Consider the following 24,647-nt stretch of genomic DNA (forward strand, 5'->3'; position numbering starts at 1 on the left):
GGCTCACGCCGTGCGGATGATCCCGCCGCTCGCCGCCACCGGCCAGGGCGTCAGCCGCCCGCCGGCGCAGGGGCCGCCGCGGCATTCGCCGGTCAGGGGCTCGAACACCGCCCCGTGCCAGCCGCACAGGATCAGGCCGCCGTCTGGCGTCAGATAGCGGTCAAGCTCGACCGCAATGGGAAAGCCTGCGTGGGGGCAGCGATCGACCCAGCCCGCGACGACCCCATTCTTTCGCACGACGAAGCCGTGGAAGAAGGCCTCCCCGATCTGAAGCACGAAGCCGCGCGCCCCGGGATCGGCGATGTCGACCTCGGCGCACAGGGCGACGCCGGGAGGCGTCTTCCAGACCCGTTTGCGTTCGGTCTCGCCTTCAGACACGTTCGGCCTTCAGCGGGCGCGACAACAGGCCGTCGATCAGGCCGTCGACGGTGATCTCGCCCGCCAGCAGGGCGGCGATGCCCTCGGCGATCGGAGTCTCTACGCCCAGACGGGCGGCCAGGGCGCGCACGGCCGGCGCGCTCTCGTAACCCTCGGCCACCGACCGTTTGCCGGCCAGGGCCTGTTCCACCGTCTGGCCCTGTCCCAGGGCCAAGCCCAGGCTCATATTGCGCGACTGGGGGCTGGAGCAGGTCAGGACCAGATCGCCCAGGCCGCACAGGCCCGCCACCGTCTCGGCCTGGCCGCCCATGGCGACGGCGAGCCGGGTCATTTCCGCAAAGCCGCGCGTGATCAGGGCGGCGTGGGCGCTGCGTCCCAGCTGACGCCCCTCGGAGACGCCGCAGGCGATGGCGAGGACGTTCTTCAACGCCCCGCCCGCCTCGGCCCCGATCAGGTCGGTGGCCAGATAGGGCCGAAAGCCCGGCGCCGACAGGGTGTTCAGCAGCGCCTGACCCAGTCCTTCGTCGGCGCAGGCCAGGGTGACCGCCGTCGGCAGACCGCGCGCCACTTCGCCCGCGAAACTGGGGCCGGACAGGACCGCGGCCGGGGCGTCCGGCAGGGTCTCGGCCAGAACCTCGGTCATCAGCTTCATCGTGCCCCGCTCGACCCCCTTGGAGCAGAGCACCACCGGCACGCCGGGGCGGTGATGGGGCGCGAAGGCCGTCAGGGTCGCGCGCATATGCTGGGCCGGCGGCACGGCCAGGATCAGGTCGCAGTCGCCCAAGTCGGCCAGATCAGCGGTGAATTTGAGCCCCTCGGCCAAGGGCACGCCCGGCAGATACAGGTCGTTGGCGCGCGTCGTTCTCAAGGTCTCGACCAGCTGGGGCTCACGCGCCTGAAGCGTCGTATCCAGTCCGGCGCGGACGCAGACCTGGGCCAGGGCGGTGCCCCAGGCGCCGGCGCCGATGACCCCTGCGGTGCGGAATTCCATGCGCCCTCCCGAGGCGTTCTCGTTCGTCATGCCTTTGCGCCCTTGCGGCCGGGCTTGTGCGAAGGATCGGCCAGGGCGCGCGCTTCGTCCAGCGGCCATCGCGGCCGGGCGACCACGTCGATGTCGCTGGTCAGCCCGAGCGCCAGCCGTTCGGCCCCCGCCAGGGCGATCATGGCCGCATTGTCGGTGCAATAGGCCAGAGGCGGCGCCAGGAAGTCGAAACCGTGTTTCGCCGCCGTCGCCTGCAAGGTGGCGCGAATGGTCTTGTTGGCGGCCACGCCGCCAGCGACGACAAAGAGGCGATGATCGTGGGTCTCGGCATAGGCGGCCAGAGCCCGTTCGGACCGGTCGGCCAGCTGCCGGGCGATGGCGGTCTGGACCGCGTCGGCCAGATCGGCCTTGTCCTGGTCGGTTTCGCAGGTCTGGGCGATGCGGAAGGCGGCCGTCTTCAGACCCGAGAAGGAGAAGTCGCAGTCCTTGCGTCCCAAGAGGGCGCGCGGCAGGTCGATCTTCGATCCGTCGCCCTGCTGCGCCAACCGTTCCAGCGCCGGCCCGCCCGGATAGCCCAGGCCCAGGGCCTTGGCGATCTTGTCGAAGGCCTCGCCCGCCGCATCGTCTATGGTGGCGCCGATCCGGCTCATGTCGCCGACGCCCCGCACCTCCAGAATCTGGCAATGACCGCCGGAGACCAGCAAGAGCAGGAAGGGATAGGCGACCTCCTGCCCCAGACGGGCCGAGACCGCGTGGCCTTCGAGATGGTTGACCGCCACCAGGGGCAGACCGCGCGCCAGGGCCGCCGCCTTGCCGAAGCTGAGGCCGACCATGACGCCGCCGACCAGGCCCGGTCCGGCGGTCGCGGCGATCCCGTCCAAGCCGTCATAGCCCAGGCCGGATTCGGCCATGGCGCGACGCGTGACCTCGGCGATCATCTCCACATGGCTGCGGGCGGCGATTTCAGGGACGACGCCGCCATAGGCCGCATGATCGTCGATCTGGCTGTGAACGACCGAGGACAGCACCTCGGCCCGGCCGCCCCGTTCGGACGGGTGCAGGCGCACCACCGAGGCGGCGGTTTCGTCGCAGCTGGTCTCCAGACCCAGCACCGTCAGGGCTTTACCGGAACGAGGGGGGACATCCCGTCCAGTTGCCGCTGCGGCGCCGCTGCTATAGTCGGCGGAACTCTCCATCGGATCGAGGTAGCGATCCGGCGTCCGGTAAGCAACGCTCATGACCCTTCCCCTCCGCATCGGCACCCGGCGCTCCAAACTGGCCCTGGCCCAGTCGGGCATGATGCAGCGCGCCATCGGCCGGGCACTGGGCATAGCCGAGGCCGAGATCGAAACGGCCGTGCCCCTGGTCGAGATCGTCACCACCGGCGACCGCGTCCAGGACCGCCGCCTGATGGAGCTGGGCGGCAAGGCCCTGTTTACTAAGGAGATCGAGGAAGCCCTGCTGGACGGCCGGATCGACATCGCCATCCATTCGATGAAGGACGTCCCGGCCGAACAGCCCGAGGGCCTGTGCATCGCCGCCATTCCGGAACGCGAGGACGCGCGCGACGCCTTCATCAGCCGTGACTTCGACAGTTTCGACGCCCTGCCCTTCGGCGCCCGTCTGGGCACCGCCAGCCTGCGCCGTCAGGCCCAGGCCCTGGCCCTGCGCCCCGACCTGAAAGTCGAGATGCTGCGGGGCAATATCGACACCCGGCTGCGCCGCGCCGCCGAGGGCGATTTCGACGCCATTCTGCTGGCCGTCTCGGGCATGACCCGGCTGGGGGTGACCGAACACATCCGCGAAAAGCTGCCGCTGGACGCCTTTCTGCCCGCGCCGGGCCAGGGCGCCCTGGCCATTCAGACCCGCGCCGAGGATATCGACGCGCCTTGGGTCGCCGCCCTGAACCACGCCCCGACCGCCGTCGCCGTCGCGGCCGAGCGCGGGGCGATGACGGCGCTGGAAGGCTCCTGCCGGACGGCGGTGGGCGCCTACGCCGTGATTGACGGCGACACCCTGCGGCTGACCACGGAAATGCTCAGCCCCGACGGCTCGGCCCGCTGGCGCCGCGCCGGCGAACTGTTCCAGCCGACCGAGGCCGACGCGCGCGCCCTGGGCGAAAAGCTGGGGGCCGAGGTCCACGCCTTCGCCGGCGATCAGGAGGTCGATCCGGCGAGCCTGGACGGATGACCGTCTCCCCCCGCCCGGCCCCGGCCAAGCCTCGCGTCTGGATCACCCGGGCCGAGCCGGGGGCGTCGCGCACCGCCGCCCGACTGCGCGACTTGGGATGCGAGCCCCTGATCCATCCGTTGCTGGCGGTGGAGCGCCTGGCCCCGCCCCTGCCCGACCTCGACCGCTTCGCCGCCCTGGCCTTCACCAGCGCCAACGGTGTCGCCGCCTTCGCCGCCCTGACGCCGCGCCGTGACCGACCCGTCTTCGCCGTCGGCGAGGCCACGGCGGGGGCTGCGCGTGAGGCCGGATTCGTCGCGGTTCGCTCGGCCGACGGCGATCTGACCGATCTCGCCCGATTGATCGCCGCCGAACTGAGCGAGGCCGTTCTGCTGGCGCCCCTGGCCGAAACCCCCGCAGGCGATTTAGCCGCCGCGCTCGACGCGGCACAGGCCCGCAACGTCGCGGTCCAGCCCTTGACCGTCTATCGCACGGCCTGGGCCGCTCGTGTCGATCCACCCGCTTTTGACGCGGTCCTGGTCCATTCCCCACGCGCCGCTCAGGCCCTGGCGGCCTGGGCGGCGTCCTCGCCGGCTCGCCTGGCCGGGGTGGTCTGCGCCTGCATCTCCGCCGCCGCAGCCGCCCCCCTGACCCCGCTCGGCCTGACCACTGCTGTGTCCGAACGGCCGAACGAGACGACATTGTTGAAGACCTTGAAAGCGGCGCTTGGCAAGCGCGACGCGCCCGTATAAAGAGCGCCTCTCGCACGGGCCGTTTCCGCCCGCGCGACCGGGCCGCTTTAGCTCAGCCGGTAGAGCACCTCATTCGTAATGAGGGGGTCAGGTGTTCGAGTCACCTAAGCGGCACCACTTTTTCCCAGTTGCCCTGAGACGATCGTGCCTCGGCGAAAGCCGCGCTGAATTAGGGATGTTAGGCAGGATTTTATTAGGTCGCGGCCGTTATGGGGGGCGCCTTCAGGGATGCGGCCGTCCCACCTTGACGCGGGCCGCAGGAAGGCGCGTGATTTCGGCATGTTGTTCAACGATGGACATTGAGTCGCGCGGCGATCGGCGGAGCCGCTTTCATCCCTGAGTAGCCTTAGACTCCCATTCTGAGTACGTACCATCCCTCTAATGCAGAGCTTTGGCTTGACGGCATGGAGGATTTCGGGCCTGACGGCCTCTAATATCGTTCCGAAGGTTGTTATGAGCGACGCAGTAGACCCCGTTGACATCGCGATCGGCGCCCGCATCCGCGCCCGCCGCGAAGAACTCCGCATCACCCAGGCCCAGCTGGCGGCCGGCGCAGGCGTGACCTTCCAGCAGATCCAGAAGTACGAGCGCGGCGTGAACCGTGTCTCGGCTGCGCGTCTGCTGCAGATCGCCGCCGTGCTGAAATCGACCGGCGCGGCCCTGCTGGGCGAACTGGACACCGCCGAGGGCGACGATCTGGTTCTGGCTCAGCCGGGCGTATCGGAACTGCTGTCGGCCTTCCGCGCCATCGGCGACGGCGACAAGCGCGACGCCCTCCTGGTGGTGGCCAAGGGCCTGCGCGGCTGAGATCAGAGCGGCGGCTGCAGCAGTCGGTTGACCGCCGCCCCCTGCCCCGCGCCGACGGCGAAATCCGCCAGCCAGATCTGGACGGCCTCCAAGGCGCGGGCGTCCAGACTGTCCGAACGGCCGGAGTCGGCGATGTTCTGACGGACGATCTCCAAAAGACAGGCCGCCTCGGTCGCGCTGGACGGCGCGTGTTTCAAGAGGCGGGCCTCGGCCTCCACCATCGGCCCCAGGTCCAGTTCGGCCAGCAGATTGTCGTCGCTGGCGGCGACGCCAGCCGCTCCAAGGGTGTCGGCGATGCGGGCGGTCTCGAACCACGATCGAAAGAGCGGCATGAAGGCCGGGGCGGTCGAAGCGGTCACTGATACAGTTCCTTCTTTAAAGCGAAAGCGCGCGGCGTTCTTGACTAGGACGGGTTCGCGCATAGGGGGCCGCATTGGCCTCCCACACGCCGAAGATCGCCAGAAGCAGCAGTTCGAACCAGACCACCATCCGGGCCGAAACCATCGACCACATCAGGGGTTGGGACGCGCCGAGCGCGGCGAAATGGGTCGATAGAGCGATCAGTTGTGCCCCGGCCGCCAACATCAGCCACCACCGTTGATAGACGAGCGCCAACCCCGTCAGCAGGCCGAACATGCCCAGGGAGAGGCCCGCCACCGCCCAACGGAAGCTGCCGATCGTGAGGTGATCCAGGATCGGAGAGCCGAACTGGAGGGCCAGGAGGCCCGCCAGAACCAGCCGCTCCGGCGTCCGACCCTTCCAGGCCAGCAGCGCCATGGCGCCGTAGGTCAGGGCTTCCAGCAGGATCGAGAGGGGCGAGCCCACCGGCGGGACCGATCAGGCCGCGACGGAAAGAACGGGGGCGACGGGATTACCGGTCTTGTCTTCGCGCGTGCCGTCCAGGTTCCAGCCGATCTGATGGTCCTCGGCGACCTTGGCCAGTCCGTCATGCGCCGAAATGACCGCGCCGCGCACCTGGGTCAGTTGGCTGAGGCCCTGAACCATGTCGGCGAGGACCGCCTGGCCCACCTCCGCGGCCAGATGCGCCTCAGCACGGCTTTCCAGGGCCGTCTGGACCAATCTGCAGACCTCGATCATCGCCCTGTCCACGGCGTGTTCGGTCGTTCGTATTTGTCGCGCCACCCTGACGCCGACCTGAATATTTCTCATGGCTCGCCCTCCTGCTCAAAGCCGCTGCGTCAGCGCACCGCTTCGGGGGCGATCCGGTCGAACAGGGATGGAAGCACCATGCCCGCCGTCACAATCCCGATGGCGAGCAGAAGGGCGATGGCGGAACCCGCGACGATGATCCCCAGCCGCGCGACGACCCCTCGGGGCGGAGCGGGCAGGAACCAACCGGCATCCCCGGCGGCTTCCGCATCGCCGGACTGTTCGGCCGACGCCGGGGCAACAAAGCCGTCTTCCGGCGCGCCAGAAATGAGTATCGGCTGCCCTGAGTAGCCGTTACTCAGCCGGCGCGCGGCCAGCTTGCGGTCCGAAACCCCCAGCTTGCCGTAGGCCCGGTGCAGGTGGTTGCCGACCGTGCGAGGCGAAATCCCCAGACGCGCGGCGATTTCCTTATCCTCCAGTCCCTGGCCCGCCAGGCGGACGCATTCCCTCTCTCTCGGCGACAGGTTTTCGGACATCACGCGCTCCCCCGTCTGTCATAACGGATTTCCGCGCCTCGACCAGACCGGGGTCTCGGATATAGCTGGGCAAGAGTCAGGACATCACTTGAACATATAAGCATATGTTTATATGTCTTGCCGCCTGACACTGACAGGAGCCTCTCTTGGCCGCTCGTTCCTCCTTCCTCTTCACCTCGGAAAGCGTGTCCGAAGGACACCCGGACAAGGTCGCCGACCGCATCTCGGACACCGTCGTCGACGCCTTCCTGTCCAAGGACCCCGAGGCCCGCGTCGCCTGCGAAACCCTGGTGACGACCCAGCGGATCGTGCTGGCCGGCGAGGTCCGCGCCACCCAGCCGGGCAATACCAAGGAACAGAACGAAGCCTTCACCCAGTCGATCATCGACAGCCTGGAGCCCCTGGTTCGCGCTGCGGTGAAGGACATCGGTTACGAGCAGGACGGCTTCCACTGGGCGACGGCCGACTACGCCTGCCATCTGCACGCCCAGTCGGCCGACATCGCCGTGGGCGTCGATTCGACCAATGAGAAGGATGAGGGCGCAGGCGACCAGGGCATCATGTTCGGCTACGCCTCGAACGAGACGCCGGAGCTGATGCCGGCGACCCTGCAGTACAGCCACAACATCCTGAAGCGCCTCGCCGAGGTGCGTCACGCCGGCGGCTCGCTTCTGGAACCGGACGCCAAGAGCCAGGTCACGATCGAGTACGAGGACGGCAAGCCCAAGCGCGCCGCCTCCATCGTTCTTTCGACCCAGCACGCCAAGGGACTGAGCGCCGCCCAGGTGGCCGAGATCGTCAAACCCTATATCCTCGAGGTGCTGCCGGAAGGCTTCACTGACGATAAGACCGTCTGGCACATCAATCCGACCGGCATTTTCGAGATCGGCGGGCCGGACGGCGACGCCGGACTGACGGGACGCAAGATCATCGTCGACACCTACGGCGGCGCAGCGCCCCACGGCGGCGGCGCCTTCTCGGGCAAGGACCCCACCAAGGTGGATCGTTCGGCCGCCTACGCCTGCCGCTACCTGGCCAAGAATGTGGTGGCGGCGGGTCTGGCCGATCGCTGCACCATCCAGATCTCCTACGCCATTGGGGTCGCGGAGCCCCAGTCGATCCACGTCGATCTACACGGCACGGGCAAGGTGTCCGAGGCCGTGCTGGAAGACAAACTGCTGGGCCTGATCGGCGGCGCGACGCCGCGCGCCATCCGCCAGCACCTGGGGCTGAACAAGCCGATCTACGCCCGCACCGCCGCCTATGGCCACTTCGGCCGCGCGCCGGACGCCGACGGCGGCTTCAGCTGGGAAAGGACCGATCTGGTCGATCAGTTGAAGGCCCTGGCCTGAGACCTCAGCCGGCCTGATCCTCCAGGGTCAGGCCGCGCACCCCCGCCAGATTGGCGCCCGTCAGCTCGATCTGACGGGTCTGGGCGCCGTGCATGACGGCGCGGCCCAGATCGGCGCTCGTCAGCACCGCCCGGCGCAGATCCGCGCCGGACAGGTCGGCGCCCCTCAGATTGGCGCCGGTCAGGTCCGCCGCCAGCAGCCGGTCGGCCCCGATCAGCAGCGGCCCCAGTTGCGCCCCGCGCAGGTCCGCCCCGCTCATCTTGGCGTTCTTCAGCCGCGCGCCGCGCAGATCGGCGCGGTAGAGTCGCGCCGAGCGCAGGTCGGCGTTCTCCAGATGGGCGCCCTGAAGCTGCACCCCCTCCATGTCCAGGCCGTAGAAGACCGCCCCCTTGGCCGACAGGGCGGTCAGGTTCAGGCCGGTGATCGACTTCAGCGGGCGCAGATCGACACCGTCGAAAACCGAAGGCTGCCCCTCCGTCCCGCCCGTCTCGCACCAGCGGGCGTGTTCGCGCAGCATTTCCGCCGCCGGCATGCGATCGACCGAGGCGCCGGCGGACCGGTCGTCGGTCAGGGTTCCTTCCATATTGGCGCCGTCGGCGCGCCACATCGTCATCTTGCAGCCCACCAGGATGGCGTCGCGCATGTCCGCCCCCGACAGGTCGGCGCCCGACAGGTCGGCCCCGGCCAGGTCCGCGCCGCGGAAATCGGCCTGTTTCAGATTGGCGCGGACCATTTTGCAGTCCTTCATCACCGCGCCCGAGAAGTCGGCCTTGATGGCGATGACGCCCGACATGCGCGAACGCTGCAGATTGGCCCCGGCTAAACAGGCGCCCATCATTTCGCTTTCCTGGCGCTGACGCGGTTCGATGACCTTGAACCCCAGTTTGGCGTCGGCGGCGGCGATGGTGCCTTCGCGCAGATCGGCCTCGAACAGGTCCGCGCCCGACAGGTCCGCCCCGCGCAGACAGGCGCCGCGCAGATCGGCCCGACGCAGGCTGGCGTCCGCCAGGACGACGTCCTGCATGTCCGCGCCGAAGAAGTTGGCGTTGTCCAGCCTGGCGCCGGTCAGGTCGCAGTTTTCCAGACAGGCGGCGGCGAAATCCGCATCGGCCAGATTGCGGCCCCTCAGGCTGAGGCCCGAGATGTCCATCCAGGCGAAGACGGCGCGGGCGCCGCCGGGGCGGGCCTGGAACAGGCGGTCGTGCCGGGCGCAGATCACGTCCAGTTCCGCCTGGGTCAGGCGCTTGCGCACGATGGGTTCAGCCGCCTGCATTCGATCAGCCTAGGCCCAGCTGATTTAAGAAAGCCTTTAGCGACAGTCGCTTGTCACTCGGTCAGCAGGCCCTGATCACGCAGGGCGTCGGCCAGCTCTCCCGCCGAGGTCCATAGGCGCGTATAGCCCGCCTCCCCCAGCCGCTTCAGCTCGGTGACCAGGTCGGCCTTGGGCGAGGCGACGAAACGGCCGTCGAAACCGGCGCCGTCCTTGCTGACCCGCACCAGGGGGCGGCCGGTTTCCAACCGGTGCAGAAACCCCTCGCACAGGGCCGCGCCCTCTTCGCACATAAGGCCCGTTTCGACCGTCAGCCCCTCGGCGCGCAGGCGTTCGGTGCCCCGGCCGGCCGCAAAGGGCGACGGGTCCAGACAGGCGATGACGACGCGCGCCACCCCGGCCTCGGTCAGGAAGTGGGCGCAGGACTTGCGGCCCGACGATCGGGCGCCGCACGGCTCCAGGGTGACATAGACCGTCGCGCCCTCGACGTCGGACCCGGCGGCGGGGACCGCCTGCTCTTCGGCGTGGGGACGGCCGCCGGGAGCGGTCGCGGCCTGGGCGATGACCCGCCCGTCCTTGACGATGACGCAGCCGACCGCCGGATTGGGCCAGGTCTCGCCCATACGGCCTGTCGCCAGGTCTATGGCCTGGGCCATGAAGCCGCGATCGGCGTCGCTCCAGCTCATGGCAGGGTCGGCAGGGTTTCGGCGCGATCGGCGTCCAGATAGCGGGCGGCGGTCGGCTTCAAAGCGAGGTCCAGCTGAATCTCCAGCGGATTGCCGGTGGGAATTTCGACCCCGACGATCTGATCGTCCGGCACGGCGAACAGCAGTTTGACGATGGCGCGCAGGGAGTTGCCGTGGGCGGCGATCAGCACGTCCTCGCCCGCCTTCAGCCGCGGCGCGATCTCGGCGTCCCAATAGGGCTCCACCCGGTCCAGGGTGGTCTTCAGGCTTTCGGTGTCCGGGATGGCCTTGCCGGCGTAGCGGGGGTCGGCGTTGAAATCGAACTCGCCGCCCGGCGCCAGAGGCGGCGGCGGGACGTCATAGCTGCGTCGCCAGATCTTGACCTGATCCTCGCCGTGCTTCTCGGCCGTCTCGGCCTTGTTCAGCCCGGTCAGGCCGCCGTAGTGACGCTCGTTCAGCCGCCAGTCCTCGATCACCGGCACGTCGGTCAGCCCGGCCGATTGCAGGGCCAGGGCGCCGGTGCGTTTGGCGCGTTTCAGCACCGAGGTGAACATGACGGCGGGCTTGAACCCGGCCTGGGCGATCAGTTCGCCGCCCCGACGGGCCTGGGCCTCGCCTTCCGCCGTCAGATCGACGTCCACCCAGCCTGTGAAGCGGTTCTCGAGGTTCCACTGGCTCTGGCCATGGCGGAGCAGGATCAGGCGCGGCATTCGACGGTCCTTTGCAAACAGTCTGTCCGGGTAAGCCGCCGTCATGAGCCGGTCAAGGTTTTGACGCAGGTGCGAAACCGACCGCCTTGTCCGCCGATCGTCGGATGGATAGGGTTCGCCTATGTCCGATCGTCTGTTCTTCCCCTTGGCCGGCGCCGTCATCGTGATCCTGACGGCCCTGGCCCTGGTCTGGCCTTAAGCCCGCCGTCAGAACAGGATCTTGCGCAGATTGATGCGGAAGACCCGGCCCTGGGGGTCCAGATAGTCGCGCTGATAGTTGACCGGGGTCGAACCGTCGCTGCTGGTCACCGAGACGCGGTCGTCGAACAGGTTCTGAACCCCAACGCCGACGCGGGCCCCCTTCAGGAAGGGGAAACGCTCCACCAGTCCCGTGCGTTGGGTCAGGTCGGCGAAGGCGAACAGATTGACCGTCGTGCGGTCCGAAAAGTCCAGGTCGGTCGCGCCGGGACCGTCGCCGTTCACCGTGGTGCCCGAGCGCCAGTTGGCGTTGACGAAGGCGCCGTAGCCGTTCTTGAACACACCGGTCTGAAGCTGGACCTCATGGCGCGACTGGCCGCCCGAGCCGGAGATGGAGTCGCCGCCCAACAGGTCCAGGGGCGCCAGGCCGTCGCGGATCACGACCTCGTCCTGCACCCGCCAGGTGTGGGTCAGCGACAGGTTGAACATGCCCTGACCCGGCTGCATGCCCGGCCCGCGCGAGCCGCGCAGACGGCCGCCCCCCGGACCACCGGGCCCGCCGGGACCGCCGGGTCCGCCGCCCATCCGGATCACGCCGCCGCCAGGGCCGGGGCCGCCCGGGCCGCCCCCAGGCCCCCTCTGGCCTGCAAGCGCGGGATTGGCCTTGCCGAAGGGCCGCGAGAAGTTGAAGCCCCACTGAACGTCCTGCTGGTCGCGCTTGGCGAAGTTCAGCGGCCGGGCGTCGATCGAGACCAGGTCGCCGTCGGCGTTACGGACGAACCGCTCCGGCAGGGCCGCCTCCAGGTCCGGGGTGATGGCGGGAAAGCTGGCGATCTCATTGTCGATCTCGGTGCGGGTATAGGCCAGGTTCAGCCGCAGATCGGTCGCTGACAGGGGCTGCCAGTTGACGCCCAGCTTCAGGATGCGTCGATCCTCCGCCTTCAGATTGGGATCGCCGCCGCTGATCTGGGTGATTTCGACGGTCTGGTTGGTCGCATAGTCGAAGACCGGAGTATTGGGCGTGGCGATCGTCGGATCGTTCAGCTGCTGCACCGTAGGGGCCTTGCCCTCGTCCGAATAGTTGGCCGACAGGGACAGCCGCTCGACCGGCGACCAATTCAGGCCGCCGCCGATGCTGGAGACCCCGCCGAATTCCGACAGCTCCTGATAGGCCAGGTTCATATTGGCCGACAGATCGCCGATGCCCGCCAGGACGCCGCGATCCACGCTGGCGATCGGCAGGTCGAAGTTCGCCTGGACGCTGCCCAGGTCGCGCGACTGGGAGCGGTCTGTCGCCAGGCCGGAGCGGACGCTTTCGGAGTCCAGCGCCTGATGCTCTCCGCCGAACTTGAAGGTGGTGGTGATCCCGCCGGCAGGCAGCTCCCAGGCCGTGCCGTTCAGCACCACCTCCCCCTCCAGCGATTGGGAGATCGACTGGGCGGTGTCGCGGCGCACCGGCCCGACCGCGCTGGTTAGATCGCTATAGGGGTTCACCGTCGTGTCGCCGGCGGCGATCCGGGCCAGGAGGTCGTCGTCCTCGACCCCTCGGCCGGTGACGGTGTCGGTCCGGGTGCGGCTGTATTCACCGGTCGCGGTCCAGCGCCAGTCGCCCAGATAGCCGTCGAACACGGCGCCCAGTTCGGCGCTGCGCGTATTGGTCTGGCGGGTCAGGGCCTGGGGCAGGTCCAGATAGCGATAAAGGGTCGCCGCATCGCCTCCCGGCGACCAGGGATTGCCGTCCGGCAGGGTCAGGGTGACGCCCGGCAGGCCCAGATAGCTGCGGCTGGCGCTGTCTTCCAGACTGCCGCTCAGGGTCATGCCGACCTTGTCGTTCAGATCGTGCTTGTAGGTTCCCGCCACCGAGGCCTCGGCCGAACGCGGCAGCAGGGTGCGATAGGCGTTCAGGTCCCTGTCGGCGACGGAGTCTTGCGGCGTCGTCCCCGACCGGTCGATGTCGCGCTCGTCCTCGTACAGAGGGTTGCTGGTCGAACCGTTGATGTCCATCGACCAGCGATCGGCGCCGGCGATCTTCAGCAGATTGTTTTCGCTGGCCGTGGTGGTGCGTCCGCCCTGCTCGGGCCGACTGACGTTGACCGAGGCGGTCAGGGAGCGGAAATCGGCCTTCAGCACGATGTTCACGACCCGCTGGTTGGCGCTGTAGCCATAGGAGAGGGCCGTCTCCTCAGGCAGGACCTCGAACCGCTCTATGGCCTCAGGCGGAATGCCGCGGATTTCGCGAAAGCCCGAGATGCGCCGGCCATTGACCAGAAAGACGGGCGAACCGCCCCGCGCGCTGCGGGTCTGGGCCTCCAGCAGGGTGACCAGTTCGCCGATGTTGGTGGCGCCGAAGGCCTGAATCTGGGTCGCGTCATAGGAGACGATCGGCTCCTGCCCGCCCAGGGCCACGCCGCGCTTGGTCGCCGTCACCTCGACGTCAGGCAGGACCACAGCCGGCGCGGCCGGCTGGGTCTGCTGAACATCAGCGGCGGCGGGCGTCAGGGCGAGCAGCAGGAGCGCGGCGGAGGTCATGAAACATCGGTCCGTGACGAGGAGGTCGGCACCCTTGGGACGCGAAAATCATGGCCGGAAAGCGGCGAATATCATGACGCTTTCGAAAGCGTGTCAAAGACTCAACACCCTTGATTTTCCTGCGACGGATAAGGGTCTCAGCCGCGTTGAAGGGTGTTTGGGCGACGTCGCCGCCGCCCGCTGAGGTTAGAACTCTTCCCAACCGTCGGATGCAGCGTCGGTTGAAATCACGCCGCCGTTGGCGACCTTGAGCGTCTTCTGCGGGGCCGTGCGGGGCCTAGCCGTCGCGACGGGCGCTGAGGCGGGTTTGGCCCCCGGCGTCTTGCCCGCCGCCGACACCTGGAAGAAGGCGACCTGGGCCGACAGTTCGGCGGTCTCCTGGCGCAGGGCGGCGCTGGCGGCCGTGGCCTGTTCGACCATGGCGGCGTTTTGCTGAGTGACCTGATCCATCTGATTCACGGCCACATTGATTTCTTGCAGGCCCGTCGCCTGCTCCTTGGCCGAGGCGGCGATCTCGACCACCAGGGCGCTGATGTCGTTGACCTGGGCGGCGATGGCCTGGAGGGCCGAGCCGGCCTCGCTGACCAGGCGCACGCCGTTCTCGACCTCGGCGCCGGAGCTGTTGATCAGGGTCTTGATCTCCTTGGCGGCCTCGGCCGAACGCTGAGCCAGGGCCCGGACTTCCGAGGCGACGACCGCAAAGCCGCGACCGCTCTCGCCCGCCCGCGCCGCCTCGACCCCGGCGTTCAGAGCCAGAAGATTGGTCTGGAAGGCGATCTCGTCGATGACGCCGACGATCTGGCTGATCTGACGCGAGCCGTCTTCGATCTTCTGCATGGCTTCGACAGCGTTCATCACGACGGCGCCTGACGCTTCCGCGCTCTGGCGGGCGCCGCTCGTGACGACGGCGGCCTGGCTGGCGCCGTCGGCCGTCTTGCGGACCGTGACGGTGATCTCGTCCAGGGCGGCGGCGGTCTCCTCCAGGCTGGCGGCCTGTTGTTCGGTGCGACGCGACAGGTCGTCAGAGGCCTGGCTGATTTCACCTGCGCCGCTGTCGATGCCGTGGACCGAGCCCAGAACGCCGGTGACCGTCTCTTCCAGACGGGCGATCGAGCGGTTGAAGTCCGTCTTCAGAACCTCGCTGCGCGGCGGGAAGGGCGCATTGATGCGGTAAACGAGGTCGCCTTCGGCAAGGGCGTGCAACCCCTTGCCCAGGTTTTCGATGACGACGGCGTTTTCGGCAGCCTCCTGGGCGGCGGCGGCCTCGCGGCGGCGGCGATCGGCCTCGGAGTCATTGCGCAGGGCGTCGGCTTCCTGTTCCAGCGTCTTGGCGCGCAGGCCGTTATCGCGAAACACCTGCATGGCCTGGGCCATGGCGCCGACCTCGTCCTTGCGGTCCGTGTCGGGAATGGCGACGTCCAGCTTGCCTTGGGCCATGATCGACATGGCGCCCGTCATGCGCCGCACCGGCGCGACCATCAGGATTGACAACTGGACGCCCAGGAAGACGGCGGCGACGATCAGGATCAGGCCGCCGACGGCCAGGGCGATGAAGGAGGCGGTGATGGCGGACGACTGCTGGGCGTCGCGCAGATTCATCCGCTCGATCTCCATGTCGCGCAGATCGCTGATGGCTTTGGTGATGTGGGTCACCCGGACGCGATCGCCGGAATCCACCAGGACCCGCCGCGCCGCATCGATGCGCGCGGGATCAAGCGCAGCCTCGGTCAGGGGCGTGCCGAACTCGGTCCGCCAGGCGGCGGCGTCGGCGCGAGCCTTCTGCACCAGGGCGGCTTCTTCGGGCGTCAGATCGGCGGCGGCCAGGGCGGCGCTCGACTCTTCGAACTGCTCCCACCCCTTTCGATAAACCCCCAGATAGTCTTCGTTGCCCGTCAGCAGCACGCCCCGCATCTGCGAGTTGAGGCGGATGACGCCCTTTTCCGCGACATGGGTATGTTCGATGATCGCCTTGCTTTCGGCGTTCAGCCGCGCAGCAGTCCGCATCTCCGACAGCTGAAAGAAGACCGCACCGATCATGGCTGCGGCGACCGTCAGCAGAAGGGCGAAGGCGATCGCCAGTTTCCGCTGCATCGGAATATTCTTCAGGTTCATCGGACTGTCCCGGAGAGTTGGTGGGGCGGGGAAAGCCCGGAGCGGCGGGCCGCTCCGGGCTATGTTGTCTAGCTGAGCAAACCTTAAAAAGCCGTCTGGACGCGGACCGTGGCGGTATTGCCGCTGTCGTCGCCCAGGAAGGTTCCGGTGCGGTTGTCGACCGACCAGGCGCTCCAGTGGGCCGAGACGCGCGTATTGTTGGTCGGGTACCAGTTGACGCCCAACAGCCAGCTGTCGCCCTCGCCGCCCGTGGCGATGTCGCTGTAGTCGGCCTGATCGTACCGCCCCACGATTTCGACGGCGCCGTAGCCGTCGGCGCCGAGCGGATTCAGCACCTTGGGACGCGCCCAGGTGCCCGTCTTGGCCGACAGCGGCGGCTTTTCACCGGTCAGGAAGAAGCCGGCCGAGACGCTGTAGGCGTCCTGATCATAGTCGCGCGCCGCCGTTTCCAGCACCCGCCGACCGCCCTCGGCCATCAGCCAGCCCGAACCCTGGACCCCGCCCAGTTCGAGACCCAGACCCTTGCTGCCCTTGGGATCGGCGTAGACGCCGCCTTGGAGCCGCAGATTGTCGTTGCCGCGGGACGAGACGACCAGGCTGCGCGACGCCACCGAGGCGTTCGGCGTCAGGTCTTCGACGAAGCCCCAGCCGCCGAGGTGCAGATGGCCGGCGTCCGTCTTGAACGGCGCCCAGTGGGTGCGGGCCATGACAGTGACCGAGTCATTGGTCGCGCCGCTGCTGATCGCATCGCCCGTCACGGACAGAGAGGCGTGCCAGACGCTGCCGGTCAGCTTGGACGAGACGCCGACCCCATAGGCGCCCCGTTCCGGGCCGATGGTGGAGACCATCAGGCTGCGCTCGAGGAAGGGGGTCATGTCCTCGGGCGTGCCGCCTTCGACGCCGCGGTCGTTCAGGCGCTGGCCCATGGAAATTTCGAGATCCCGGCCGCCCCATTTGGTGCTGTAGGCCATGAAGGCGTTGGCGACGCTGACGGCGTTGTCGGCGATGTCGCCTTCGATCCAGTAGCTGAAGCCGCCGGCGATCTTGCCCTGGGCGCCCAGACGCAGCCCGCGCAGTTCGGTGGTGGTCAGGTTGCGGCTGTCGTAGTCCGAGCCGAAGGTGTTGGACAGGTCGGCGGTGACGCGGATGCGCGGCTTGAAGGTGAAGGCGCCGTCGGGGCTGCGCATCTCGGGCAGGCCGCTGGACCAGTCGGTGGTGGAGACCGGCGCCGGCGCGGCGGCGGTCTGGATCACAGGACGTGCGGCGGCCGGGGCGGGGGCGCCGGCGGCCGCAGGAGCCTGCTGGGCGGCGGCCTGAGCTTCCAACTGTTCGAGACGGGCCGAGAGCGCCTGGACCTGGGCGCGCAGGGCGGAGATTTCGTCCGTCGAAGGCGACTGGGCGAAGGCGGAGGTGGCGAGCGCGGCGAGGCCGACGCCCGCCGCGAGGGTGCGGAGGCGTTTCATGAGAACCCCTGTAAACTTAGGATGTTAAGGAACGGCTGAACCGCGATACGCAGAACTGCGTAAACCGTGGCGGTTTTTTCAGCGGGTGCTGGGCGCCGTCGTCGCGGGGCGGAAAAGCCGGCAGCGACGGCGCCCAAGGCCGTCAGTCGGCGGTGACCAGATCCTTGTCGCCAGGGCCGGCGGCGGGATCGGGTTGGGCGGCGATCGGCTGGGCCGGGCCGTTCAAGGCCGCCGCCAGCGCATTCCGGTCCAGTTCGCCCTCCCACCGAGCGACGACGATGGTGGCCACCGCATTGCCGATGAAGTTGGTCAGGGCGCGGCATTCGCTCATGAAGCGGTCGATGCCCAGGATCAGGGCCATGCCCGCCACCGGGACGGTCGGAACCACCGACAGGGTGGCCGCCAGGGTGATGAAGCCGGCGCCGGTGATGCCGGCCGCACCCTTGGACGACAGCATGGCGACCGCCAGAAGCAGGATCTGCTGTTCCAGCGACAGATGAATGTTCAGGGCCTGGGCGATGAACAGGGCCGCCATCGTCATATAGATGTTGGTGCCGTCCAGATTGAACGAATAGCCAGTCGGCACGACCAGGCCGACCACCGACTTGGAGGCGCCGGCCCGCTCCATCTTGTTCAGCAGCGACGGCAGGGCGGCTTCCGACGAGGAGGTGCCCAGGACCAGCAGCAGTTCTTCCTTCAGATAGCGGATCAGCTTCAGGATGTTGAAGCCGTTCGCCCAGGCGACCAGGCCCAGGACGCCGACCACGAAGATGACGGCGGTGATGTAGAAGGTGGCGACCAGGGCGGCCAGATTGGCGATCGAACCGATGCCGTACTTGCCGATGGTGAAGGCGAAGGCCCCGAAGGCCCCGATCGGCGCGGCCTTCATCAGGATGGCCACCAGTTTGAAGAAGGCGTGGCTGACCGATTCCAGGAAGTTCAGAACCGGCTTGCCGACATCGCCCACCATGGCCAGGGCCAGGCCGAACAGGACCGAGACGAACAGGACCTGCAGGATGTTGCCCTCGGAGAAGGCGCTGGCGAAGGTGTCGGCGATGATCCCCATCAGGAAGCCGGTGACGGTCGTCTCATGCGCCTGTTCCGAATATTTGGCGACGGCGCCGGCGTCCAGGCTGGCGGGATCTATGTTCAGACCGTGGCCCGGCTGGACGACGTTGGCGATGATCAGGCCGACGATCAGGGCCAGGGTCGAGAAGGTCAGGAAGTAGGCGAAGGCCTTGGCCGCCACGCGCCCCACCCGGCCGATGTCGCTCATGCCCGCAATGCCGGTGACGATCGTCAGGAAGATGACCGGGGCGATGATCATCTTCACCAGTTTGATGAAGGCGTCGCCCAGCGGCTTGAGGCTCTCCCCGAAGCTGGGCCAGAAATGGCCGATAAGGGCCCCCGCGACGATGGCGGTCAGAACCTGAAAATAGAGATGCCGATAGAAGGGCCGAGGCGCGGTCGGCTGGGCGGCGGAAGGGAGCGCGATCACGGATGTCTCCTGTGGTGGCGGGACGGGCCCGCGGTTTCCTCGACGGCCCTCGCTGCTGTCGTCGAGGCGCCGAGACGACTGTCCCGCACGCTGGAACCAGGTCCAAACGCGATCGACGTTTGATATAGAGATCTGTAAAAACACGTTATTTTCGGAAAGCGCCGCTCGTGGGGCCATTTGCCATGCGAAGTATCGCACGCCGGACTCGCGCTATTGTGCGAAATATCGCACAAGTAACGAATGAACCTCTCTGCGGTCCGAGAACTTATCGAAAGATCGTCGAGTTTCATTTGGCGCCCCTGGGCCCTGCTCAGCCTGGGCTGGCTGACGGCGGGCCTGGTCCTCGCCGGCCTGGCGGGGGAGGCGGCGCGGCGCGACGCGACCCAGGAGTTGGCGCGCCAGGCGACGACAGGCGCCGCCCTCCATGCGGCCGTCCTGCGCAGCGAGCTGGAGAAACAGCGCGCCATCCCCGTCGTCCTGGCCGAAGACCCGGATGTGGCGGCGTTGCTCGCCCGGCCCGGCGACCAGGCGGCCGAGGCGGTCGATCGCAAGCTGGAGCGACTGGCGGATCAGACCCGCGCCGCCGTCATCTATGTTTTGGACGCGCAGGGGCTGACGCTGGCGTCCAGCAACTGGCGCGCCCCCACCAGTTTCGTCGGGGTCCGTTATGATTTTCGGCCCTATTTCATCAACGCCATGCGCGACGGCCAGGGCGAATTCTACGCCCTGGGCACGCGCAGCGGCCGCCCCGGCCTCTATCTGTCGCGCCGGCTGGACGCCGCCGACGGCCGCCCCCTGGGCGTGGTGGTGCTGAAGGTGGAGTTCGACGCCCTGGAGGCGCAATGGCGGAGCTCGGACGAGCCGGCCTGGGTCGCCGACCCGGGCGGCGTGGTCCTGGTCGCCAGCGTGCCGGAATGGCGCTTTCGCGCCACCGGTCCGATGGACGAAGCGCGGCGAAGGCTCAGCCTGACCGATCTGACCCTGCGTCCCGGCGCCCTGGCCCCCCTGCCCTTCCAGACGCCCCCCGGCGATCGGCCCCGTCTGGTGCGCGCCGCCGTCGGCGAGGCGCGGCCCCAGACCTGGATGCATGCCCAGACGGACACGGCCACGCCGGGGTGGACCCTGCATCTTCTGACGCCCGAGCGTGGCGCCGTCGGAACCGCCGTGGCGACCGCGCGCGGCCTGGCGGTTCTTACCGTCAGCCTGCTGGCCCTCATCGTGGGGGTGCTGCTGCGCCGTCGCCGGCTGGCTGTCCTTCGCGCCCGCGCCGAAGAGGAGGGCCGGCTGGAGCTGGAACGTCGCATCCGCGAACGGACCCACGAACTGCACGAAGCCAATCAGGCGCTCAACCGCCAGATCGAAGAGCGTCGCCGGGCCGAGGCCGCACGGGAGCTGTTGCGGGATGAACTGGTGCAGGCCAGCAAGCTGGCGGCCCTGGGCCAGATCGTGGCCGGGGTGGCCCACGAGATCAACCAGCCCGTAGCCGCCATATGGACCTACGCCGACACGGCCGTGACCCTGCTGGAACGGCGCGAGACCGACAAGGTCCTGGACGCCCTGCGGCGGATCGGCGACCTGACCCGCCGGATCGGCGCCATCACTCAGGACTTGCGCCTGTTCTCGCGCAAGGCCGCCCCGAACATCGATGAAATCCGGCTGGAGGACGCCATCCAGGGCGGACTGCAGCTGACCCGCGGCCGATTGGAGGAAGGCGGGATTCGGCTGGAGCGGATCGGATCGGGCGAGATCAAGGTCCACGCTGACCAGTTCCGGCTGGAACAGGTGATCGTCAATCTGATCAAGAACGCCGCCGAGGCCATGGAAGGGCAGGCGGACCCCCAGTTGGTCCTGACGGTCGAGCGCCGGGGCGAACGGGTGCGCCTGATCATCGCCGACAACGGCCCCGGGCTGGCGCCCGAAGTGGCCCGACAGCTGTTCACCCCCTTTGTCACCACCCGCTCCAACGGACTGGGGCTGGGCCTGGTCATCTGCCGTGACATCATCGCCAGCTTCGGCGGCGAGCTGGACCTGGCGCCCAGCGACAGGGGCGCGACCTTCGTCGCCGCCCTGAGGCCCGCCTGATGCAGAGCGCCGCCTCCCGCGCCGTCATGCTGATTGAAGACGACGGCGATTTCCGCCAGGCCCTGGTCGAGCGCATGACGCTGGAGGGCTATGAGGTGCGCGCCTTCGCCGCCGCCGAGCCGGCCCTGAAGGCCGTCGCCGCCGATTTCGACGGGGCGGTCGTGACCGATCTGCGCATGCCGGGCCTGGACGGCCGCCAGTTGCTGGCGCGGATTCAGGCCCTGGACCCTGCGCTTCCCGTGATCATGATCACCGGCCACGGCGACATCGCCGATGCGGTCGCCGCTATGCAGAGCGGGGCCTATGACTTCGTCGCCAAGCCCTTTCCGTTCGAACGCCTGCGCGACAGCCTGAACCGGGCGCTGGAGAAGCGCAGCCTGGTGCTGGACAATCGGCGGCTGACCGCCCTGGCGGCCGCCGATGGGGGCCATGAGCTGCCCCTCGCCGGCGCCTCTCCCGCCATCACGGCGCTGCGCGTCACCATCGCCCAGATCGCCGATGCGAAGATGGACGTGCTGATCGAGGGCGAGACCGGCGTCGGCAAGGAGGCGGTGGCGCGCGCCCTGCACAACGGCGGACGCCGCCGTGTCGGCCCCTTCGTCGCCGTCAACTGCGGCGCCCTGCCCGACGGGCTGATCGAGAGCGAGCTGTTCGGCCATGAGCTTGGCGCCTTCGCCGGCGCCATGCGGCGGCGCGTGGGCCATGTGGAGCGGGCCCACAACGGCTCGCTGTTCCTCGACGAGGTCGAGAGCATGCCGCTGGCGGTCCAGGTCAAGATGCTGCGGGTGCTGGAAGAACGCGAGATTCACCCGATCGGCGCCAATGAGCCGCGGGTGCTGGACCTGCGCATCCTGGCCTCGGCCAAGATCGACCTGGGCGAGGCGGCGCGACGCGGCGTCTTTCGCGAAGACCTCTTCTATCGCCTGAACGTCGTGCGGCTGCGCGTGCCGCCGTTACGCGAACGGCGCGAAGACATTCCGTTGCTGTTCGCCCACTTCCTGCGCCGGGCGGCCGACCGTCAGGGGCTGGATGCGCCGGAGGTTGACGACGGGGTGCGCCGTCGTCTGCTGGAGGAGGCCTGGCCCGGCAATATCCGCGAACTGGCCCATTTCGCCGAAAGGGTGGTTCTGGGCCTGGAGGACGGTCGCGCCGAGGCGACGTCGGATCTCAGCCTGCCCGACCGTCTGCACCGGTTCGAGGGCGAACTGCTGCGCGACGCCCTGGAGACCCACCGGGGCGACATCGTCGCCGTGCTGGAAGAGATGCGGATTCCGCGCAAGACCCTCTATGACAAGCTGCAGCGGCACGGCCTGAAGCCCGCCGACTTCCGCCGCTGACCGTCAGGCCGCGGCCGGCGCGTGCGACCGTTCGGCCGAACCCATGACCGCCGAGAGACCGTCGATAAGGCCGGCGAAGGTGATCGGCTTGGACAGATGGCCGTCGGCTCCCGCCGCCCGCCCCGCCTCCACATGTTCCGGCATGGCGTTGGCCGTCAGCATGATGATGGGGGTGCGTTTTCGGTTGTCCTGGCGTTCCAGGGCGCGGATGGCGGCGGTTGCGGTCAGGCCGTCCATCACCGGCATCTGCATGTCCATCAACACCAGGTCGAAGGGCTCGCGCCGGACGGCCTCCAGCGCCTGACGCCCGTCCTCGACCACGACCAGTTCGGCCGGCGTCTCGGCCAGCATGATCTCGATGACCTTGCGGTTCGCCGGATGGTCGTCAGCCAGCAGAACGCGCGCGGGGAAGGGGAAGTCGTCGCTCCTCGCCGTCTCCGCAGGCGCTGACGCCGACGCCTTGACGCGCGCCAGGGGCAGTTCGAACCAGAACTCGGCCCCCTCGCCCGGACGGCTGCGGCACTCCAGCCCCCCGCCCATCAACTCGACCAGATCGCGCGAGATGGACAGACCCAGGCCGGTGCCGCCAAACCGGCGGGTGATCGAGCCGTCCGCCTGCTGAAACCGGCCGAAGATACGGGCTTTCTGCTCCTCGTCGAAACCGCAACCGGTGTCCTTGACGGTGAAGCGCATCCGCTCGGCGTCGACCGCAGACGCCGTCACCGTGACCGAACCCGTCTCCGTGAACTTCAAGGCGTTTGAGATCAGGTTCGAAAGGACCTGACGCAGACGCACCAGATCGCCCTCGACCGGCCCTTCGGCCGCCGGTCCGACCTCAAGGCGCAGGGCGACGCCCTTCTGGTCTGCGGAGGGTCGATAAAGGGCGGCAACGCCGCGCACCGCCTCGCCCAGGTCGAAGACCGAACGCTCCAAGGCGATCTGTCCGGCCTCGATCTTGGCCGAGTCGAGGATGTCGGACAGCAGCCGCTCCAGCGTCACGCCCGAGCTTCGGATCACCTCGACCATCTCGCGCTCGCGCGGCGCCAGCCGGGCGCGGGTCAGGGCGTCGGCCATCGCCACCACGCCGTTCAAGGGGGTTCGGATCTCATGGCTCATATTGGCCAGGAACTCGGACTTGGCGCGACTGGCCTCTTCGGCGCGACGACGCGCGACCTTCAGATCCTTGGCCTGGCTGGCCATCCACAGCACGGCGGCGAGGGCGGAGAGGACGAAGATGACGGAGATGGCCAGCAACACGCCCTGCAAATGGGTGTTTGATCGCGCCGTCTCCAGCTGGGCGCGGCGCTCGGTCAGCTGTTGCTGCATGTCGCCCGTGACCTGACGAATGCCGTCGCTGAAACGACGGGCGTCGGCGACCCGATCTTCCTGCATGTGGCGGCGAAGCTTGACGAAGGCTTCCGAGGCCCGCCCTTCGGCGAACAGGATTTCAGCCTCCACATGGTCGATCTCGGACGCGGCCTCTCGCTGTGATTCTTCAGCTGCGCGACGACGGATTTGGACAAGGTCACGGCGCGCCGCCTCGATCTGGCCGGTCTGGGCCCGCGCGACGGCCCGCGACGGCAAGAGTTGCGAGGCGAGGAAGGACGCCTGCCCGAGATTTTCACCCAACGGCGCCAGACACTGAAGCACCCCGCCAGGATCATTCGCCGCTTCGAACGTCTGAGCGCACAGGGCCGCGTCGTAGACCGCCAAGTTGGGCAGACCGGACCGAACCGTCAGACGGTGGTGAATCTCGTAAAGGCTTTTCGCCCGATCAATGTCGCCCAACTGCGCCGACAGATAGGCCAGATTGTAGATGGCGTCGAAATCCGGACGAGGATAGTCGGGATTGGCGAGGTCGATCTCAAAATGGCCGAAGGCGGCGGTGGCCCCGTCGATGTCGTTCAACTGCATCAGGCCGATTCCGGTCATTTCCCACAGGCTGGCCCGCGCCGCCCGGGCATAGGGCGCCTCGTCTGGGATCAGGGCGTCGGCGTCCGCCAGCGCCTTCAACCCCTGGCCGATCTCATCCTGATCCATCAGCGCCACGGCCCACAGCCGGATCGCATGGGTCCGGGCGAACCAGTCCGGCTCCATGGCGGCGTGTTCGCGCATCTCTGCGGCGGCGGCGCGGTCGCCCCCGTCATAGCGAAGCGCCAGCCGGTTCAGATCGGCGATGCGGACATAGCGCTCGTCCCTCTGGTGGCGCGCGGCCGCAGCCAGGCGGTCGTTCCACAGCTGCGCCGTCTTGAACTCGCCCTGGTTCATGAAGGTCCAGACGACATGGTAGAGCCGTTGCAGGCCTTCACGATCATTGCGGCTCAGGGCGTCCTGACCGAAACGCTCCAGATCCTGAAAGCTGGCGGCGGCGGCGCGCCGTTCGACCGCCTGGGCCAATTCCAGCGGCGACCGCCCTCTCGTCTGGCTGGCGCCGGCGTCACCGGCCCCTAAAAGACTGGCGAGGACGAGCAGGAGGACGGCGATAGGCGTTGATCTGGGCATGCGGTTTCCGATTTGATCGGAAAATGGCCTGCATTTGGTTGAACAAGCTTTATCGCCCCAGTGGGCGTTTATCCTTAAGCCCGCAAATTCACACTCTGCGTTGACCGCCTACGGCCTTTCGGCTATAGGCCCGCCCTCTTGAGATTTCCGCGCCGTGGACGTGTGCTCCGCGGC

21 protein-coding genes and 1 tRNA gene are annotated in these 24,647 nt (G+C 68.3%); 7 read left to right on the plus strand and 15 right to left on the minus strand.

All coding sequences use genetic code 11. The annotated features are described in order from the left end of the window. Nucleotides 1-3 precede the first annotated feature (3 nt). Genes JMT67_RS07700 through tsaD form a run of 3 tightly spaced genes read right to left on the minus strand, consistent with a single transcriptional unit; the run spans nt 4 to nt 2,598 of the window. A complete protein-coding gene (locus JMT67_RS07700) occupies nt 4-378 on the minus strand; it encodes a Rieske (2Fe-2S) protein (protein WP_201463140.1) in 375 nt (124 codons plus the stop codon). Beyond that, nucleotides 371-1,369 carry an NAD(P)H-dependent glycerol-3-phosphate dehydrogenase gene (locus tag JMT67_RS07705; protein ID WP_201464004.1) on the minus strand — a complete coding sequence of 333 codons (999 nt, stop codon included), beginning with the start codon at nt 1,367-1,369 and terminating at the stop codon, nt 371-373. Before JMT67_RS07705 ends, JMT67_RS07700 begins: the two co-directional genes overlap by 8 nt. A gap of 26 nt (nt 1,370-1,395) precedes the next feature. Then, on the minus strand, nt 1,396-2,598 hold the full coding sequence (gene tsaD / locus JMT67_RS07710) for a tRNA (adenosine(37)-N6)-threonylcarbamoyltransferase complex transferase subunit TsaD (RefSeq protein ID WP_224764397.1): 1,203 nt from the start codon (nt 2,596-2,598) through the stop codon (nt 1,396-1,398). Here tsaD and hemC point away from each other — a divergent pair. From hemC to JMT67_RS07730, 4 genes are all read left to right on the plus strand, one after another. Continuing rightward, complete coding sequence (gene hemC / locus JMT67_RS07715; protein WP_183215120.1) at nt 2,597-3,550, plus strand: hydroxymethylbilane synthase; 954 nt, start codon at nt 2,597-2,599, stop codon at nt 3,548-3,550. The two genes, tsaD and hemC, sit on opposite strands and share 2 nt — an antisense overlap. Then, complete coding sequence (locus tag JMT67_RS07720; RefSeq protein WP_201463141.1) at nt 3,547-4,281, plus strand: uroporphyrinogen-III synthase; 735 nt, start codon at nt 3,547-3,549, stop codon at nt 4,279-4,281. Before hemC ends, JMT67_RS07720 begins: the two co-directional genes overlap by 4 nt. A gap of 41 nt (nt 4,282-4,322) precedes the next feature. After that, nucleotides 4,323-4,398: transfer RNA gene (locus JMT67_RS07725), tRNA-Thr, on the plus strand. Nucleotides 4,399-4,734: 336 nt separating this feature from the next. Beyond that, the gene (locus JMT67_RS07730) at nt 4,735-5,088 is read left to right on the plus strand and encodes a helix-turn-helix domain-containing protein (protein WP_054766704.1); all 354 of its coding nucleotides are present in this window, start codon (nt 4,735-4,737) and stop codon (nt 5,086-5,088) included. Nucleotides 5,089-5,090: 2 nt separating this feature from the next. On the opposite strand, the gene JMT67_RS07735 is transcribed toward JMT67_RS07730, so the two are convergent. From JMT67_RS07735 to JMT67_RS07750, 4 genes are read right to left on the minus strand one after another with little or no spacing between them, the layout of a single operon-like run. Next, on the minus strand, nt 5,091-5,447 hold the full coding sequence (locus tag JMT67_RS07735) for a hypothetical protein (protein WP_224764398.1): 357 nt from the start codon (nt 5,445-5,447) through the stop codon (nt 5,091-5,093). A 16-nt stretch (nt 5,448-5,463) separates the two neighbouring features. Beyond that, nucleotides 5,464-5,913: a hypothetical protein gene (locus tag JMT67_RS07740; protein WP_224764399.1), complete on the minus strand. Its 450-nt coding sequence runs from the start codon at nt 5,911-5,913 to the stop codon at nt 5,464-5,466. 12 nt (nt 5,914-5,925) lie between these two features. Then, nucleotides 5,926-6,258, minus strand: a complete 333-nt coding sequence (locus tag JMT67_RS07745; RefSeq protein ID WP_182714179.1) for a hypothetical protein — start codon at nt 6,256-6,258, stop codon at nt 5,926-5,928. Between the two features lie 29 nt (nt 6,259-6,287). Beyond that, a complete protein-coding gene (locus JMT67_RS07750) occupies nt 6,288-6,734 on the minus strand; it encodes a helix-turn-helix domain-containing protein (protein WP_201463142.1) in 447 nt (148 codons plus the stop codon). A 146-nt stretch (nt 6,735-6,880) separates the two neighbouring features. Between JMT67_RS07750 and metK the strand changes: the two genes are divergently transcribed. Further along, a complete protein-coding gene (metK, locus tag JMT67_RS07755) occupies nt 6,881-8,086 on the plus strand; it encodes a methionine adenosyltransferase (RefSeq protein WP_201463143.1) in 1,206 nt (401 codons plus the stop codon). 4 nt (nt 8,087-8,090) lie between these two features. Here metK and JMT67_RS07760 read toward each other — a convergent pair whose 3' ends face one another. The 7 genes from JMT67_RS07760 to JMT67_RS07790 form a co-directional block, all read right to left on the minus strand. Continuing rightward, complete coding sequence (locus JMT67_RS07760) at nt 8,091-9,359, minus strand: pentapeptide repeat-containing protein (protein ID WP_191554521.1); 1,269 nt, start codon at nt 9,357-9,359, stop codon at nt 8,091-8,093. Nucleotides 9,360-9,412: 53 nt separating this feature from the next. After that, a complete protein-coding gene (locus tag JMT67_RS07765; RefSeq protein ID WP_201463144.1) occupies nt 9,413-10,042 on the minus strand; it encodes a bifunctional diaminohydroxyphosphoribosylaminopyrimidine deaminase/5-amino-6-(5-phosphoribosylamino)uracil reductase RibD in 630 nt (209 codons plus the stop codon). Beyond that, nucleotides 10,039-10,752, minus strand: coding sequence for a 2,3-bisphosphoglycerate-dependent phosphoglycerate mutase (locus JMT67_RS07770; protein WP_183215126.1), 714 nt, complete (start codon nt 10,750-10,752; stop codon nt 10,039-10,041). Before JMT67_RS07770 ends, JMT67_RS07765 begins: the two co-directional genes overlap by 4 nt. 207 nt (nt 10,753-10,959) lie before the next feature. After that, nucleotides 10,960-13,479 carry a TonB-dependent receptor plug domain-containing protein gene (locus tag JMT67_RS07775; protein WP_201463145.1) on the minus strand — a complete coding sequence of 840 codons (2,520 nt, stop codon included), beginning with the start codon at nt 13,477-13,479 and terminating at the stop codon, nt 10,960-10,962. A gap of 186 nt (nt 13,480-13,665) precedes the next feature. Continuing rightward, nucleotides 13,666-15,591 carry a methyl-accepting chemotaxis protein gene (locus JMT67_RS07780; RefSeq protein ID WP_201463146.1) on the minus strand — a complete coding sequence of 642 codons (1,926 nt, stop codon included), beginning with the start codon at nt 15,589-15,591 and terminating at the stop codon, nt 13,666-13,668. A gap of 83 nt (nt 15,592-15,674) precedes the next feature. Beyond that, the gene (locus JMT67_RS07785) at nt 15,675-17,054 is read right to left on the minus strand and encodes an OprO/OprP family phosphate-selective porin (protein WP_183215127.1); all 1,380 of its coding nucleotides are present in this window, start codon (nt 17,052-17,054) and stop codon (nt 15,675-15,677) included. Nucleotides 17,055-17,196: 142 nt separating this feature from the next. Then, complete coding sequence (locus tag JMT67_RS07790; protein ID WP_325100321.1) at nt 17,197-18,552, minus strand: dicarboxylate/amino acid:cation symporter; 1,356 nt, start codon at nt 18,550-18,552, stop codon at nt 17,197-17,199. Nucleotides 18,553-18,792: 240 nt separating this feature from the next. On the opposite strand from JMT67_RS07790, the gene JMT67_RS07795 reads away from it, so the two are divergent. Then, on the plus strand, nt 18,793-20,634 hold the full coding sequence (locus JMT67_RS07795; protein WP_233455836.1) for a sensor histidine kinase: 1,842 nt from the start codon (nt 18,793-18,795) through the stop codon (nt 20,632-20,634). Beyond that, a complete protein-coding gene (locus JMT67_RS07800) occupies nt 20,634-21,971 on the plus strand; it encodes a sigma-54-dependent transcriptional regulator (RefSeq protein WP_183215128.1) in 1,338 nt (445 codons plus the stop codon). The genes JMT67_RS07795 and JMT67_RS07800 overlap by 1 nt, the downstream gene beginning before the upstream one ends. 3 nt (nt 21,972-21,974) lie before the next feature. On the opposite strand, the gene JMT67_RS07805 is transcribed toward JMT67_RS07800, so the two are convergent. Continuing rightward, nucleotides 21,975-24,473 carry an ATP-binding protein gene (locus JMT67_RS07805; protein WP_054766716.1) on the minus strand — a complete coding sequence of 833 codons (2,499 nt, stop codon included), beginning with the start codon at nt 24,471-24,473 and terminating at the stop codon, nt 21,975-21,977. Nucleotides 24,474-24,647 lie beyond the last annotated feature (174 nt).

It is taken from the genome of Brevundimonas aurantiaca (assembly GCF_904830995.1).
Lineage (GTDB): Bacteria > Pseudomonadota > Alphaproteobacteria > Caulobacterales > Caulobacteraceae > Brevundimonas > Brevundimonas aurantiaca.